The following is a 15,205-nucleotide window of genomic DNA, read 5'->3' as shown; positions in this document are numbered from 1 at the left end:
CTAGCTTCACTCTAGCTTCAGGGCCTCGGCCAGCAGCCGGGCCTCGGCGGCGCGGCTGGAGCCGGCGCGCCAGGCGACGACGATCTCGCGGTGGGGCGGGGCGCCGTCGGCCTGGTTCTCGAAGGCGCGAATGGCGACGGAAGGGTTGTCGGCCAGGCCGGCCTGCACCGCCATCTTCGGCAGGAAGGAGACGCCGAGGCCCGAGCCGACCATCTGGACAAGCGTGTGCAGGCTGGTGGCCGCAAAGACGTCGTCGCCGCGCGGGGCCTCGATGTCCAGCGCCGCCAGAGCGTGGTCGCGCAGGCAATGGCCGTCCTCCAGCAGGATCAGATCCTCGGCTCGCAACGAGCCGGGACGGATGGGGCCGGGCGCGGCCAGGGCATGGTCGGCGGGGGCGGCGGCCATGATCTCGTCATCGCCGATGCGGGCGTGGGCGATGCCCGGCGCATCATAGGGCAGGGCGATGACCGCCGCGTCGATCTGACCCGCTTTCAGCGCCGCGATCAGCCGGGGCGTCAGATCCTCGCGGATGAACAGCTTCAGGCTGGGATAGGCGGCCTTCACCGACGGAAGCTTGGCCGGCAGCAGGAAGGGGGCGACGGTGGGGATGACGCCCAGCCGGAATCGGCCGGACAGCAGACGCCCGGCGTTCTTGGCCGCCTCGACCAGATCCTCGGTGCGGGCCAGGACGTCCTCGGCGCGGCGAACGGCCTCGGCTCCGACGGCGGTCATGATCACGGCGCCGCGGGCGCGTTCGACCACCGGCGCGCCCAGGATGCGCTCAAGCTCCTGCACACCGGCGCTGAGGGCGGGCTGGCTGACATGGGCGGCCTCGGCGGCGCGCGAGAAGCTGCCGTGTTCGGCCAGGAGCTTGAGATACTGGAGCTGACGCAGGGTGGGGAGCATGGAAGCGAAATAGGCCCGTCCTATGCTGACGCCAAGGATAATCGATTGGCTTTATCCGTTTGACCCGTGTCGTATGACCCCATCATCTATAGGGCGATGGAAAATCGCTCGCCGTCGCGCGCCAGAGCAGCAGGGAGAAAACACCATGACCGACGAAGCCAAATGCCCCTTTTCCGGCCGGACGCCCCGATCGGTCGCAGGCGGCGGCGTTCAGAACCGCGATTGGTGGCCCAACCAGCTGCGGGTCGATCTGCTGAACCAGCATTCGGCTAAGTCCGATCCGCTGGGCGAGTCGTTCGACTACCGAGAGGCCTTTTCCAAGCTGGACTATGAGGCGCTGAAGGCGGATCTGCGCGCGCTGATGACGGACTCCAAGGACTGGTGGCCGGCGGACTTCGGCCATTATGGCCCCCAGTTCATCCGCATGGCCTGGCACAGCGCCGGCACCTATCGCGTCGGCGACGGTCGGGGCGGCGGCGGGCGGGGCCAGCAGCGGTTCGCGCCGCTGAACTCCTGGCCCGACAACGTCAATATCGACAAGTCGCGCCGGCTGCTGTGGCCGATCAAGCAGAAGTACGGCCAGGCCATTTCGTGGGCCGACCTGATGATCCTGACCGGGAACGTCGCGCTGGAGACGATGGGTTTCCGCACCTTCGGCTTCTCGGGCGGCCGCGCCGATACCTGGGAGCCGGATCAGGACGTCTACTGGGGTCGCGAGACGACCTGGCTGGGCGGCGACGAACGCTATGCCCACGGCTCGGACGGGGTGGTGAAGCCGGGCGATGAGGCTGTGCTGGTTTCGGACGATGACGCCGACGGCGACGAGCATACGCGCGATCTGGAGAACCCGCTGGCGGCCGTGCAGATGGGCCTGATCTACGTCAACCCGGAGGGCCCGGACGGCAATCCCGATCCGATCGCGGCGGCGCACGACATCCGCGACACCTTCGCCCGGATGGCGATGAACGACGAGGAGACGGTCGCCCTGATCGCGGGCGGCCACACCTTCGGCAAGACGCACGGCGCGGGCCCGGCCGACCACGTCGGCGCAGAGCCTGAAGGCGACGGCCTGGAGGCGCAGGGCCTGGGCTGGACCTCCAGCTTCGGCACGGGGCACGGCGCCGACGCCATCACCAGCGGCCTGGAAGTCACCTGGACCCAGACGCCGGCCCAGTGGAGCAACTTCTATTTCGAGAACCTGTTCGGCTTCGAATGGGAGCTGGAGAAGTCCCCGGCGGGCGCACATCAGTGGGTGGCCAAGGATGCGGGCGAGATCATCCCCGACGCCCACGATCCGGCCAAGAAGAAGCGGCCGACCATGCTGACGACCGACCTGTCGATGCGGTTCGACCCGGAATATGAGAAGATCTCGCGCCGGTTCCTGAACGATCCGGAGGCGTTCGCCGACGCCTTTGCGCGAGCCTGGTTCAAGCTGACGCACCGCGATCTGGGGCCGCGCTCGCGCTACGTCGGGCCGGAAGTCCCGAGCGAAGTCCTGCTGTGGCAGGATCCGGTTTCGGAGGTCGATCATCCGCTGATCGACGCGACGGACGCGGCGGCTCTGAAGGCGAAGGTGCTGGACTCGGGCCTGAGCGCCGCCGAACTGGTCGGCACGGCCTGGGCCTCGGCCTCGACCTTCCGCGGCGGGGACAAGCGGGGCGGGGCCAACGGCGCCCGCATTCGCCTGGCGCCGCAGAAGGATTGGGCCGTCAATCAGCCCGAACAGCTGGACCGAGTGCTGAAGACGCTGGAGCGCATCCAGACCGAGTTCAACCAGGCGCAGACGGGTGGCAAGAAGGTGTCTCTGGCCGACCTGATCGTGCTGGCCGGCAATGCGGGCGTCGAGCAGGCGGCCAAGGCGGCGGGCCACGACGCCAGCGTGCCGTTCACGCCCGGCCGAACGGACGCCAGCCAGGCGGACACGGATGTCGAATCCTTCGGCTATCTGGAGCCGGTCGCCGACGGCTTCCGCAACTTCCAGAAGGCGCGCTATGCCGTGGCGGCCGAGTCGCTGCTGATCGATCAGGCGCAGCGGCTGACGCTGACGGCGCCCGAGATGACGGTGCTGATCGGCGGCCTGCGAGCCATCAACATCAATACGGGCGGGGCGACGCACGGTGTGCTGACCGTACGGCCGGGCGCGCTGTCCAACGATGTCTTCGTCAATCTGCTGGACATGGACGTGAAGTGGGCGGCGACCTCGGAGGCCAAGGACGTCTTCGAAGGCCGCGACCGCAAGACGGGCGAAGCCAAGTGGACCGGCACGCGTGTCGATCTGGTGTTCGGCTCCAACGCCGTGCTGCGCGCGCTGGCCGAGGTCTATGCCGGGGCCGACGCCGAAGGGAAGTTCGTCTCGGACTTCGTGGCGGCCTGGACCAAGGTGATGGAGCTGGACCGGTTCGACCTGCACGGCTGAGCCGGGGCAGAGGCTGGAAAGAAGGGGGCCGGGCGCGTCGCAGCGTCCGGCCTTTTCTTCGTGCGGATCAGCGCAACTTGATCTCGAACAACTGCGGCCAGCGTTTGCCGGTGACGAACAGGCGCTTGCCCGCCGCATCCCAGGCGATGCCGTTCAGGACGTCGTCGTTGGGGTCGAGGTTGGCGCCCTTGGGGACCAGGGCGGTCAGGTCGATGAAGGCCTTGACCACGCCGGTCTCGGGATCAATGCGCGCGATGCGGTTGTCCTGCCAGATATTGGCGAAGACCTCGCCGTCGATCCATTCCAGCTCGTTGATCTGATCCAGCGGCCGACCGTCGGCGGTGACGGAGACGCGGCCCGTCTCGGCCAGGGTCTCGGGATCGAGGAAGCGCAGCTGATCGGTGCCGTCGCTCATGATCAGGCGGCGACCGTCGGTGGTCAGGGCCCAGCCCTCGCCCGGATAGGAGAAGCCGCCCAGAGGCGAGAAATCGTCCAGCTTCCAGATGAAGCCGATGTGGTTGCGCCAGGTCAGGCTGTAGAGCTTGCCGTTCAGCGTGGTCATGCCCTCGCCGAAATAGATGGTCGGCAAATCGCGCTGACGCTCTACGCGGCCGGTCTCCAGATCGACCTTGCGGATGAAGGACGGATAGAGGCCCGTGCTCTCGTAAAGGCCGCCGTCATGGAAGAAGAGGCCTTCGGTGAAGGCCCCCGTGTCGTGCGGATAGGCTCGCACGACCTCATAGGACTGGACCGGGACTTCGGCCCCAACCGGCAGGGCGACGCCTGCCGTCAGCAGCAGGCCGGCGACGAGGCCGGCGAGCCGGGACGACAGGCGCATCATGAGGCTCAGCCCCGCTCGGCGGCGGCTTCGGCCTCGGCCTTTTGGGCGCGGGCCTCGGCGGCGTTCGCCTCGCTGCGGGCCAGTTCGGCCTTTTCCTTCTTGGATGCGGATCGACGACCCAGCATGTTCAACGCCTCAACACCGGCCGAGAAGGCCATGGCCGCATAGATGTAGCCCTTGGGCACATGATAGCCGAAGCCGTCGGCGATCAACACCATGCCGATCATCAGCAGGAAGCCGAGCGCCAGCATGACCACGCTGGGGTTCTTGTTGATGAAGTTGGCCAGCGGATCGGCGGCCAGCAGCATGACGGTCACGGCGACCAGGACGGCGACGACCATGATCGGCAGGTGCTCGGTCATGCCGACGGCGGTCAGGATCGAGTCGATCGAGAAGACGATGTCCAACAGGATGATCTGGAAGATGGCCGCGCCGGCGTTGGCGATGACCACGTCCTTCTTGTCCATGACGTCGTGGCTGGGCGTGGGATCGACCGTGTGGTGGATTTCCTTCGTGGCCTTCCAGACGAGGAATAGACCACCCGCGATCAGGATCAGGTCCTTCCAAGAGAATTCATTGCCCATGACGGTGAAGACCGGCTGCACCAGGCCGACCAGCCAGGCGATGATCGACAGCAGGGCCAGACGCATGATCAAAGCCAGGCCGATACCGATGCGCCGCACCTTCTGGCGCTGATTTTCGGGCAGCTTGTTCGACAGGATCGAGATGAAGATCAGGTTGTCGATGCCGAGCACGACCTCCATCACGACGAGGGTCACCAATGCGGCCCAAGCGGCCGGATCGGAGAGCAGGGGGGTTATGCTGTCGAGCATCGGGGTTCCAGATGGTGGATAAAGCTTGAGCGGAAATCGCTAGGGCCGACGCGGGTTCCGATCAAGCGATGGGGTGCGGCGTCATGGTCGCACCCCCCTTTGGCGCAGTCGCCCTTCCTACGCTGTGTGGAAGGAAACGGCGGCGCGCTCTCGCCCTGCGTCATCGGCGCGCCTTCACGCAATGTTGCGAGCGGCGAAACCCCGTGCTATCAGGCGCCCGGCTTGAAGGGGGCGTATTTACGGATACGGCCTCCGTCGTGCTTTCCGTAAGCATTTCAAGCTTTTGACCGTTGCGAGCCTCGCAGTCGGTTGCGACCCTGACACAACGACCTCGGACCCTAATCAGTGGCTGATGATTTCAGAACGACGGAAGTCGGCGATCGCTACGCACAGGCGCTGTTCGACCTGGCGCTGGAAACCGGCCGCCTGGACGCCGTCCGCGCCGACCTGAAGTCGCTGAAGGCGGCCTGGACCGAAAGCGCCGACCTGCGTCGCCTGGCCACATCGCCCGTCATCGCCGCGCCCGATCAGGCCAAGGGTCTGGTCGCCATCGCCGCCAAGGCCAAGTTCGAGCAGACCACCACGAACTTCCTGGGCCTGCTGTCGCAGAACGGCCGCGCCAAGGATCTGCCGGCCGTGATCGCCGGGTTCGAGGCCCGCTACGCCAAACACGCCGGCGTCGTCGCCGCCGAGGTCGTCTCGGCCCAGCCGCTGGACGCCAAACAGGTCGCCGCCATCACCGCCGCCCTGTCCAAGAGCCTGGGCAAGGCGCCGGAGCTGACCGCGCGCGTCGACCCGTCGATCCTGGGCGGCTTGAAGGTCAAGGTCGGCTCGAAGCTGTTCGACGCCTCGCTGAAGACCAAGCTTGACCAGATGAAGTTCGCCCTGAAACGAGCCTAGGCCCGTTTCAGAAACCAAAATGTTGCGCGCCTAAACGCGCTCCCGCCACCCAGAATGCGCGCCTGAACGGCGCACCCGCAGAAGACTGAAGAACAGAGAGCCCGTCATGGACATCCGCGCCGCTGAAATCTCGGCCATCCTCAAGTCGCAGATCGCCAACTTCGGCGTCGAAGCCGATGTCTCCGACGTCGGCAGCGTGCTGTCGGTCGGCGACGGCATCGCCCGCATCCACGGTCTGGACAATGTCCAGGCCGGTGAAATGGTCGAGTTCACCAAGGCCGGCGTGAAGGGCATGGCCCTGAACCTGGAGCGCGACAACGTGGGCGCCGTGATCTTCGGCGCCGACGCCGCCATCGCCGAGGGCGACGACGTGCGCCGCCTGGGCGAGATCGTGGACGTGCCGGTCGGCCGTGGCCTGCTGGGCCGCGTCGTCAACCCGCTGGGCGAGCCGATCGACGGCAAGGGCCCGATCGCGTTCACCGAGCGCCGCCGCGTGGACGTCAAGGCGCCCGGCATCATCCCGCGCAAGTCGGTTCACGAGCCGATGCAGACCGGCCTGAAGGCCATCGACACCCTGATCCCCGTCGGCCGCGGCCAGCGCGAGCTGATCATCGGCGACCGTCAGGTCGGCAAGACCGCCGTCGCCATCGACACCATCCTGAACCAGAAGAGCGTCAACAAGACCGACGACGAGAGCGCCAAGCTCTACTGCATCTACGTCGCCATCGGCCAGAAGCGTTCGACGGTCGCCCAGATCGTGAAGACCCTCGAAGAGTCCGGCGCGCTGGAATACACGATCGTCGTGGCCTGCACCGCCTCGGAGCCCGCCCCGCTGCAGTTCCTGGCCCCGTTCGCCGGCACCGCCATGGGCGAGTTCTTCCGCGACAACGGCATGCACGCCCTGATCGTCTATGACGACCTGTCCAAGCAGGCCGTCGCCTATCGCCAGATGTCGCTGCTGCTGCGCCGTCCGCCCGGCCGTGAAGCCTATCCGGGCGACGTCTTCTACCTGCACAGCCGCCTGCTGGAGCGCTCGGCCAAGCTGAACGAGGATTACGGTTCGGGCTCGATGACCGCCCTGCCGATCATCGAAACCCAAGCCAATGACGTTTCGGCCTATATCCCCACCAACGTGATCTCGATCACCGACGGCCAGATCTTCCTGGAATCGGACCTGTTCTATCAGGGCATCCGTCCGGCCGTGAACGTCGGCATCTCGGTGTCGCGCGTCGGCTCCTCGGCCCAGACCAAGGCGATGAAGAAGGTCGCCGGTTCGATCAAGGGCGAGCTGGCCCAGTATCGCGAGATGGCCGCCTTCGCCAAGTTCGGCTCGGACCTGGACGCCTCGACCCAGAAGCTGCTGGCGCGCGGCGCCCGCCTGACGGAACTGCTGAAGCAGCCGCAGTATTCGCCGCTGGCGATGGAAGAACAGGTCGTCTCGGTCTACGCCGGCACGCGCGGCTATATTGACGGCATCGCGGTCGGCGACGTTGGCCGCTTCGAGAAGGAGCTGCTGGCGCGCATCCATGCGAACCACGCGTCGCTGCTGGAAGGCATCCGCACCAAGAAGGACCTGACCTCGGACCTCGAAGCCGAGCTGAAGGACATCCTGGCCGCCTTCGTCAAGACCTTCGCCTGAGCCCCTCCGGACAGCTGAGAGAGTAGCGCCGGATGGCCAGCCTTAAGGAAATGCGCAATCGGATCGGAAGCGTGAAAGCCACGCAGAAGATCACGAAAGCCATGCAGATGGTCGCCGCGGCCAAGCTGAAGCGCGCCCAGGACCAGGCCGAAAGCGCCCGGCCCTATGCGCAGAAGATGGCCTCGGTCATCGCCAATCTGGCCGCCGGCGTCTCGGGCGCCGACGCGCCCAAGATGCTGTCGGGCACGGGCCAGGACCAGCGTCACCTCATCGTGGTGGCGACGGCGGACAAGGGTCTGGCGGGCGGTTTTTCGACCAACGTCATCCGCGCCGCGCGCGAGCGGATCAACAGCCTGATCAACGCCGGCAAGGACGTGAAGATCATCGCGGTCGGCAAGAAGTCGCGCGATCAGCTGGCGCGTCTGTACGGCGACAAGGTGGTTCACACCTTCGAACTGTCGGACCACAAGACGATCGGCCTGCCGTCGGCCCAGCCGGTCGCCGAAATGATCGCCACGGCGTTCGAAGAGGGGCAGGCCGATGTGGTCACCCTGTTCTACAGCCAGTTCAAGTCGGTGATCCAACAGGTCCCGACGGCCAAGCAACTGATCCCAGCCGTGGTCGAGGGCGATGCGGCGCCGATCGACCTGAACGGCGCGGTCTATGAGTACGAGCCCTCGGAAGAGGAAATCCTGGAAACCCTGTTGCCGCGCGCGCTGACGACCCAGATCCTGGCCGCGCTGTATGAGAACCAGGCCGGCTTCTTCGGCTCGCAAATGGCGGCGATGGACAACGCCACGCGCAATGCGGGCGACCTCATCAACGCCCTGACGCTGCAATACAATCGCAAGCGCCAAGCCCAGATCACCACCGAGCTGATCGAGATCATCGCCGGCGCCGAAGCCCTCTGATCCCGACCGAACAGACATTCCGATACGGACCCTGACCATGACCGACACCGTCGCCCCTAAGAAACCCGCCGCCAAGAAGCCCGCCGTCAAGAAGGCGCCTGTCGCCGCGACCGCGCCCGGCGCGGCCGTCGCCACGGGCAAGATCGCCCAGGTCATCGGCGCCGTCGTGGACGTGGAGTTCGACGGCCACCTGCCGGCGATCCTGAACGCCCTGCACACCCAGAACGTCGACCAGAAGACGGGCGAGCCCTTCACCCTGGTTCTGGAAGTCGCCCAGCACCTGGGTGAGAACATGGTCCGCGCCATCTCGATGGACACGACCGAAGGCCTGACGCGCGGCCAGCCCGTGACCGACACCGGTTCGTCGATCCAGGCGCCGGTCGGCCCGGGCACCCTGGGCCGCATCATGAACGTCGTCGGCCAGCCGATCGACGAAGCCGGCCCGATCGCCACCACCGAATACCGCCCGATCCACAAGGAAGCGCCCAGCTTCGAAGAGCAGTCGACCTCGTCTGAAATCCTGGTCACGGGCATCAAGGTCATCGACCTGATGTGCCCCTACACCAAGGGCGGCAAGATCGGCCTGTTCGGCGGCGCTGGCGTGGGCAAGACCGTGACCATGCAGGAGCTGATCAACAACATCGCCAAGGCGTACGGTGGTTATTCGGTTCTGGCCGGCGTGGGCGAGCGCACCCGCGAAGGCAACGACCTGTATCACGAGATGATCGAGTCCAACGTGAACGTGGACCCGTCCAAGAACGGCGGCTCGACCGAGGGCTCCAAGTGCGCCCTGGTCTACGGCCAGATGAACGAGCCCCCCGGCGCCCGCGCCCGCGTCGCCCTGACCGGCCTGTCGATCGCGGAATACTTCCGTGACGAGGAAGGCAAGGACGTGCTGCTGTTCGTCGACAACATCTTCCGCTTCACCCAAGCCGGTTCGGAAGTGTCGGCTCTGCTGGGCCGCATCCCCTCGGCCGTGGGCTATCAGCCGACGCTGGCCACCGAGATGGGCAACCTGCAAGAGCGCATCACCTCGACCAAGAAGGGTTCGATCACCTCGGTTCAGGCCATCTACGTCCCCGCCGACGACCTGACCGACCCGGCGCCCGCCGCCTCGTTCGCCCACCTGGACGCCACGACAGTTCTGAGCCGCGACATCGCCGCCCAGGCCATCTTCCCGGCCGTCGATCCGCTGGACTCGACCTCGCGGATCATGGACCCGCTGGTCATCGGCGACGAACACTACAACGTCGCCCGTTCGGTTCAGGAAGTGCTGCAGCAGTACAAGGGCCTGAAGGACATCATCGCCATCCTGGGCATGGACGAGCTGTCGGAAGAGGACAAGCTGGTCGTCTCGCGCGCCCGCAAGATCCAGCGCTTCCTGTCGCAGCCCTTCTTCGTGGCCGAACAGTTCACCAACTCGCCCGGCAAGTTCGTCGAACTGGCCGACACGATCCGCTCGTTCAAGGGCATCGTCGCCGGTGAATACGACCACCTGCCGGAAGCCGCCTTCTACATGGTCGGCTCCATCGAAGAGGCCGTCGCCAAGGCCGAGAAGATGGCGTCGGAAGCCTGATCATGGCCGGCAAGCTGAACTTCTCCCTCGTCTCGCCGGAACGCGAGGTCTTTTCGGGCCTCGTGGACCAGGTCGATGCACCGGGCGTCGAGGGCGACTTCGGCGTTTTGCCGGACCACGCGCCCTTCATGACCGCCCTGCGTGAGGGTCTGGTGACCGTCTATAACAACGGCTCAAAGACCCAGTACGACGTCCACGGCGGCTTCGCCGACGTGAACGGCGAAGGCCTGACCATCCTGGCCGAACAGGCCACTGAGGTCGTCGCCGCCTGATCCTGTCGACGGATCGAAAGATTTGAGGCCTCCCGTTTCGGCGGGAGGCCTTTTTCGTGGGCGGCGGGCGCGCTAGGACCGGCCCATGACCGATCTCATCGACATCCACGGCGTCTGCGCACCCGGTTTTGAGGCCGTGCGCGAGGCGTTCGCCGCCAACTTCGCCGCCGCGCCCGAGGGGCTGAATGAGCAGGCGGCGCGGTTCAGCGTGCTGGTCGAGGGCGAAACGGTCGTCGATCTGTGGGCGGGCCATGCGGATACGGCCAGGACGACGCCGTTCACCGACACCACCCTGACCTCGGTGTTTTCGACCGGGAAGGCGGTGATGGCCATCCTGATGGCGAGCGCGGTCGAGGCCGGGCAGATCGACTATGACCAGCCGGTCGCCTCGCTGTGGCCCGAGTTCGGCGCGGCGGGCAAGGCGGAGGTCACCGTCGCCCAGTTGATGAGCCACCAGTCGGGGCTGCCGGGCTTTTCAGAGGCGGTCGATCCGACGATCTGGTTCGATGTGTCCGCGGTTCTGTCGCGTCTGACGGCCCAGGCGCCGATGTGGGCGCCGGGTTCAGGCTCGGGCTATCACCCGATCACCGTCGGCTATCTGGCCAATGAGATCTATCGCCGCGCGACGGGGCGGACGATGGGCCAGGCGCTGCGCCAGGACTTCGCGGGGCTGGACCTGTGGATCGGCCTGCCGCAAAGCGAGCATGGACGGGTGGCGCAGATGCGCAAACCCACGGCGGCGCCCAGCCTGGGGACCATCGATCCGATCAAACAGGCGGCCTTCCTGGATCGCGGGTCGGCGCCGGGCGGGCGCGGTTCGGCGGCCTGGCGCGAGATGGAGATTCCGTCGGCCAATCTGCACGGCACGGCGCTGGGGCTGGCGAAGATGCTGGGCGTGGTCGCCAATGGCGGCGCGCTGGACGGGCGGTCGGTGCTGTCGGCGGGAACGCTGGACCAGCTGACGCGCGAGCGCATCCACGGGCCGGACAGGGTGCTGCCCTATACGATCAGCTGGGCGGCCGGGCTGATGCGCAATGACGGGCTGAAGGTCTTCGGGCCGAACGACGCCTTTGGCCATTACGGCTGGGGCGGGTCGATGGCCATGGCCGATCCGTCGCGGAAGCTGTCGGCGGCCTATGTGATGACGCGCCAGTCGCCGCACCTGATCGGCGACCCCCGCCCCAAGCGTTTGCTGGACGCGCTTTACGCCGCCTTCTGAACCGGGCCGGGCGCGGTCAATAGACCGATCAGGCCGGCCAAGCCCGCGCAGCCGGCGCACGTTAGGATCACGGCCCGGAACGCTGCATGGAAGGCGTCGCGGGCGACGGGTGTGATTTCGCCGCCCGACATGACCTGGGCCAGCTGGGCGCGCGCGTCAGGCAGGTTGGCGACCCCAGCGAAGACCGCAGACAGCACCAGGCCCAGTAGGGCGACGGCCAGAAGGCTGGCCACGCGCGCCACCGCATTGTTGACGCCCGAGGCCACGCCGGTGTGGCCCGCCTTGACCGCCCCCATGACCGTCGCCGTCAGAGGGCCGACCGCCAGGGTCATGCCGATCGCCAGCACCGTCATGCCCGCCAGCGGTCCGTCGACATAGCCCGCGCCCGGCGCAGGCACGGCGAGGAGCGCCAGTCCGATCCCGGTCAGGGCCGGCCCGACGCTGAGCGACAGACGGGCGCCGAACCGATCGGCGACCCGTCCAGCGAGGCCGGAAAACAGGCCCATGACGGCGGCGAAGGGCAGCATGGCGGCGCCGGCCTCGGTCGCGCTCCAGCCATGAACCCGGATCAGATCGAAGGGCAGGAAGAACATCGCCCCGCCTAGGGCGAAATAGAGCAGCAGGGTCAGCAGATTGATTCCGCTGAACACCGAGGACGAAAACAGGCCCAGCGGCATCATCGGGTGGCTCTGGCGCGCCTCGGCCCAGACGAAGGCGGCCAGCAGCGCCGCGCCCACGGCCAGTCCGGCCAGGATCACGGGCGATGCGAACCCCAGATCGGGCGCGGCGGTCACGACCCAGGTCAGGGCGCCCAGTCCGGCGACGGCCAGAACCGCGCCCAGACCGTCCAGACCGCGCGCGTCGGGATCGCGGCTCTCGGGCGTGGCGGCCAGGGTCACGACGGCGGTCAGGATCGCCAGCGGGACATTGATCCAGAAGATGGCGCGCCAGTCGGCGGCGTCGGCCAGCCATCCCCCGATCAGCGGCCCGACCATGCCGGTCAGGGCCCCGAACCCGGCCCAGGTTCCAAAGGCCTTGCCCCGCTCCTCGGGCGGGAAGGTCGCGCCGATCACCGCCAGGGCGCCGGGCGTCAGCAGGGCCGCGCCGATCCCCTGGATCGCTCGGCCGGCGACCAGGGCCTGGACGGTGGGCGCCAGGGCGCAGCCGATAGAGGCCAGGGCGAAGATCGCGACCCCGATCAGAAAGACTCTCCGGCGGCCGAACCGATCGCCGGCCGCGCCGCCGATCAGAACGAGGGCGCCCAGGGTCAGCAGATAGGCGTTCGACACCCACTGCACCGCCGCCGTGCCGGCCGCCAGATCCCGCTGCACGGCGGGCAGGGCGACGCCCAGCGCCGAGCCGTCGATGAAGGTCAGGCTGGAGCCCAGCACCGTCGCGGCCAGCACCCAGCGTTTGCGCGCCGCCGACAGCGGATGGGCCGGTTCGGCGGCGGCATGGACCTGTCCGCGTTCGCATGGGCCCGGTTGGGCGGTCGTCATGGCCTCGCCTCCGTGTGGGCGAAGGCTACGCCGGTTCCGCCGTGGTCTTCAACGCCTCGCGTGCGGCGCGGCTGCGATTGAAGGCGGCCAGGGCGAAGACGCCGGCGCCGGCCCAGATGAAGACGAAGGAGACGATCCGCAGCACGGTCAACGGCTCGCCGGTCGCGACGCCGCAGGCGAACTGCAGCGTCGGGGCCAGGAACTGGATGAAACCGACCGTGGACAGGGGCAGACGCCGCGCCGACCAGGCGAACAGCGTCAATGGGATCACGGTCGCCGGGCCGTTCACCAGCGCCCAGATCAGGCCGGAGGGCGAGGCGAACCCGACCGCCTGACCGTGGGTGGTCAGCCAGGCCAGGAAGACCGCGCCGATGGGCAGCAGCACCAGACATTCCACGAACAGCCCGGTCTGGGCCGAGGCGGGCACGCGCTTACGGATCACCGCATAGGCGCAGAAGGTGACGGCCAGGGTCAGGCCGATGATCGGCACATGGCCCAGGGCGATGGTCTGGATCACGACCCCGATCGCGGCCAGACCGATGGCCAGCGCGCTCCAGCGGTCGATCTTCTCGCGGAACAGCACGGCGCCGGCCGCCATGTTGAGCAGGGGATTGATATAGTAGCCGAGGCTGGCCTCCAGCGTCGCATGATGGGTGGTGGCGAAGACGTAGAGGCTCCAGTTGGTGCCGATCAGCAGCGCGGACAGCGCCAGCCAGGCCAGGGTGCGCGGCGTGGCCAGCACCGTGCGCGCTTCGCCCCATTGCCCGGCCAGCAGCAGCACCAGGCCCGCCACGAAGACCGACCAGACCGCCCGGTGCGCCAGGATTTCGGGCGCGCCGAAGCCGTGCGCGGCCATCGCCATGAACAGCAGCGGCAGCAACCCCCACAGGGTGTAGCAGGCGATGGCCGTGCCGACGGCGCGGGGGTCGTTGGGAGAGGGGGTGGCGCTCATGGCGCGTATTCCTTTCACCCCCTTGCCGTCATCCTCGGGCTTGACCCGAGGATCGGGCGCGGCGGGCGTCTATGCGTCGCTCGTTCGCACCAGCGGCGGAACATCCGGTCCTCGGGGCAAGCCCGAGGATGACGAAAGTGAGGATCAGACCGTGATCGAACGATATCCCGACGACGACTTGATCACGCCCGTCTCGTCCAGCAGCTGGGCGATCTGGACGGCGTTCAGGGCGGCGCCCTTGCGCAGGTTGTCGGACACGACCCAAAGGTTCAGGCCGTTCTCGACGGTCGGGTCCTTGCGGATGCGGCTGACATAGACGGCGTGTTCGCTGGCCGCGTCGACGGGGGTGATATAGCCGTCGTGCTCCTGCTTATCGATGACCAGCACGCCGGGCGCCTCGCGCAGGATGGCGCGGGCCTCGTCGGGGGCGATGGGGCGGTTGAACTGGACGTTGACGGCCTCGGAGTGGCCCACGAAGACGGGCACGCGCACGCAGGTGACGGTGACCTGGATGTCGGGGTCCAGCATCTTGTGCGTCTCGTCCGACATCTTCTTCTCCTCGTCGGTCGAGCCGTCCTCGAGAAAGGCGCCGATGAAGGGGATGACGTTGAAGGCGATCTGTTTGGGGAACTTCTTGGGCGTGGCGTCCCCCAGGCCGTAGATGGCCTTGGTCTGATTCCAGAGCTCGTCCATGCCTTCCTTGCCGGCGCCGGACACCGACTGATAGGTCGAGACCACGACCCGCTTGATCTTGGCCGCATCGTGCAGCGGCTTCAGCGCCGTCACCAGCTGGATGGTCGAGCAATTGGGGTTGGCGATGATGTTCTTCTTGGTCGCGTCCTTGATGGCGTCCGGGTTCACCTCGGGCACGATCAGCGGCACGTCGGCGTCCTTGCGGAAGGCCGAGGAGTTGTCGATCACGATGGGACCGGCCTTGCCGATCTTCTCGGACCATTCCTTGGACACCGCGCCGCCGGCGGACATCAGGACGATGTCGACCTTGGAGAAATCGAACTGCTCGATGTCCTGGCATTTGATGGTCTTGTCGCCGAAGGAGACCTCGACGCCCTTGGACTTGCGCGAGGCGATGGCGTGGATTTCATCGACGGGGAATTCCAGTTCCTCGAGGATGTTCAGCATTTCGCGGCCCACATTGCCCGTGGCCCCGACGATGGCGACGCGATAACCCATTTCTTCTTGTCCTTCGGACGCGCTACCGCTCGGCCCACGGGGCCTCGCTG

General features: G+C 67.2%; 13 protein-coding genes. 7 read left to right on the top strand and 6 right to left on the bottom strand.

Annotation, left to right across the window (positions count from 1 at the left end; all coding sequences use genetic code 11):
* Positions 1-6: 6 nt before the first annotated feature.
* Positions 7-906, bottom strand: a complete 900-nt coding sequence (locus tag ABIB58_RS14835) for a hydrogen peroxide-inducible genes activator (RefSeq protein ID WP_066553170.1) — start codon at positions 904-906, stop codon at positions 7-9.
* A 145-nt stretch (positions 907-1,051) separates the two neighbouring features.
* On the opposite strand from ABIB58_RS14835, the gene katG reads away from it, so the two are divergent.
* Entirely contained in the window at positions 1,052-3,322 is a 2,271-nt protein-coding gene (katG, locus tag ABIB58_RS14830) for a catalase/peroxidase HPI (RefSeq protein ID WP_354042220.1), read from the top strand.
* A gap of 67 nt (positions 3,323-3,389) precedes the next feature.
* Here katG and ABIB58_RS14825 read toward each other — a convergent pair whose 3' ends face one another.
* On the bottom strand, positions 3,390-4,163 hold the full coding sequence (locus tag ABIB58_RS14825; RefSeq protein ID WP_265150397.1) for a glutaminyl-peptide cyclotransferase: 774 nt from the start codon (positions 4,161-4,163) through the stop codon (positions 3,390-3,392).
* A gap of 5 nt (positions 4,164-4,168) precedes the next feature.
* On the bottom strand, positions 4,169-4,996 hold the full coding sequence (locus ABIB58_RS14820; protein ID WP_265150395.1) for a TerC family protein: 828 nt from the start codon (positions 4,994-4,996) through the stop codon (positions 4,169-4,171).
* Positions 4,997-5,341: 345 nt separating this feature from the next.
* Between ABIB58_RS14820 and ABIB58_RS14815 the strand changes: the two genes are divergently transcribed.
* From ABIB58_RS14815 to ABIB58_RS14790, 6 genes are all read left to right on the top strand, one after another.
* Positions 5,342-5,896, top strand: a complete 555-nt coding sequence (locus ABIB58_RS14815) for a F0F1 ATP synthase subunit delta (protein WP_185225002.1) — start codon at positions 5,342-5,344, stop codon at positions 5,894-5,896.
* Positions 5,897-6,002: 106 nt separating this feature from the next.
* A complete protein-coding gene (gene atpA, locus ABIB58_RS14810) occupies positions 6,003-7,535 on the top strand; it encodes a F0F1 ATP synthase subunit alpha (RefSeq protein ID WP_265150392.1) in 1,533 nt (510 codons plus the stop codon).
* Between the two features lie 32 nt (positions 7,536-7,567).
* Positions 7,568-8,446, top strand: coding sequence for a F0F1 ATP synthase subunit gamma (locus ABIB58_RS14805; protein WP_045809980.1), 879 nt, complete (start codon positions 7,568-7,570; stop codon positions 8,444-8,446).
* 37 nt (positions 8,447-8,483) lie between these two features.
* Positions 8,484-10,022 carry a F0F1 ATP synthase subunit beta gene (gene atpD / locus ABIB58_RS14800; RefSeq protein WP_354042207.1) on the top strand — a complete coding sequence of 513 codons (1,539 nt, stop codon included), beginning with the start codon at positions 8,484-8,486 and terminating at the stop codon, positions 10,020-10,022.
* Between the two features lie 2 nt (positions 10,023-10,024).
* A complete protein-coding gene (locus ABIB58_RS14795; RefSeq protein WP_039243854.1) occupies positions 10,025-10,294 on the top strand; it encodes an ATP synthase F1 subunit epsilon in 270 nt (89 codons plus the stop codon).
* A gap of 85 nt (positions 10,295-10,379) precedes the next feature.
* Entirely contained in the window at positions 10,380-11,513 is a 1,134-nt protein-coding gene (locus ABIB58_RS14790; protein WP_354042201.1) for a serine hydrolase domain-containing protein, read from the top strand.
* Here the strand turns inward: ABIB58_RS14790 and ABIB58_RS14785 are convergent.
* From ABIB58_RS14785 to ABIB58_RS14775, 3 genes are all read right to left on the bottom strand, one after another.
* Positions 11,498-13,012 carry an MFS transporter gene (locus ABIB58_RS14785; RefSeq protein WP_354042197.1) on the bottom strand — a complete coding sequence of 505 codons (1,515 nt, stop codon included), beginning with the start codon at positions 13,010-13,012 and terminating at the stop codon, positions 11,498-11,500. The two genes, ABIB58_RS14790 and ABIB58_RS14785, sit on opposite strands and share 16 nt — an antisense overlap.
* Positions 13,013-13,037: 25 nt before the next feature.
* Entirely contained in the window at positions 13,038-13,964 is a 927-nt protein-coding gene (gene rarD / locus ABIB58_RS14780) for an EamA family transporter RarD (protein WP_354042194.1), read from the bottom strand.
* Between the two features lie 144 nt (positions 13,965-14,108).
* On the bottom strand, positions 14,109-15,155 hold the full coding sequence (locus tag ABIB58_RS14775; protein ID WP_354042190.1) for an aspartate-semialdehyde dehydrogenase: 1,047 nt from the start codon (positions 15,153-15,155) through the stop codon (positions 14,109-14,111).
* Between the last annotated feature and the right edge of the window lie 50 nt (positions 15,156-15,205).

This window comes from Brevundimonas sp. UYEF29 (genome assembly GCF_040546195.1).
Lineage (GTDB): Bacteria > Pseudomonadota > Alphaproteobacteria > Caulobacterales > Caulobacteraceae > Brevundimonas > Brevundimonas huaxiensis.
The sequence above is the reverse complement of the archived record's forward strand: the minus strand, read 5'-3'. Positions and strand labels throughout refer to the sequence as shown.

Excerpts from the sequence above, each read along its gene's own strand:
- ABIB58_RS14790 (WP_354042201.1), top strand. The coding sequence starts at position 10,380 with ATGACCGATCTCATCGACATCCACGGCGTCTGCGCACCCGGTTTTGAG.
- rarD (WP_354042194.1), bottom strand. The coding sequence starts at position 13,964 with ATGAGCGCCACCCCCTCTCCCAACGACCCCCGCGCCGTCGGCACGGCC.
- ABIB58_RS14795 (WP_039243854.1), top strand. The coding sequence starts at position 10,025 with ATGGCCGGCAAGCTGAACTTCTCCCTCGTCTCGCCGGAACGCGAGGTC.
- ABIB58_RS14775 (WP_354042190.1), bottom strand. The coding sequence starts at position 15,155 with ATGGGTTATCGCGTCGCCATCGTCGGGGCCACGGGCAATGTGGGCCGC.
- ABIB58_RS14820 (WP_265150395.1), bottom strand. The coding sequence starts at position 4,996 with ATGCTCGACAGCATAACCCCCCTGCTCTCCGATCCGGCCGCTTGGGCC.
- ABIB58_RS14805 (WP_045809980.1), top strand. The coding sequence starts at position 7,568 with ATGGCCAGCCTTAAGGAAATGCGCAATCGGATCGGAAGCGTGAAAGCC.
- ABIB58_RS14835 (WP_066553170.1), bottom strand. The coding sequence starts at position 906 with ATGCTCCCCACCCTGCGTCAGCTCCAGTATCTCAAGCTCCTGGCCGAA.
- ABIB58_RS14785 (WP_354042197.1), bottom strand. The coding sequence starts at position 13,012 with ATGACGACCGCCCAACCGGGCCCATGCGAACGCGGACAGGTCCATGCC.
- atpA (WP_265150392.1), top strand. The coding sequence starts at position 6,003 with ATGGACATCCGCGCCGCTGAAATCTCGGCCATCCTCAAGTCGCAGATC.
- atpD (WP_354042207.1), top strand. The coding sequence starts at position 8,484 with ATGACCGACACCGTCGCCCCTAAGAAACCCGCCGCCAAGAAGCCCGCC.
- katG (WP_354042220.1), top strand. The coding sequence starts at position 1,052 with ATGACCGACGAAGCCAAATGCCCCTTTTCCGGCCGGACGCCCCGATCG.
- ABIB58_RS14825 (WP_265150397.1), bottom strand. The coding sequence starts at position 4,163 with ATGATGCGCCTGTCGTCCCGGCTCGCCGGCCTCGTCGCCGGCCTGCTG.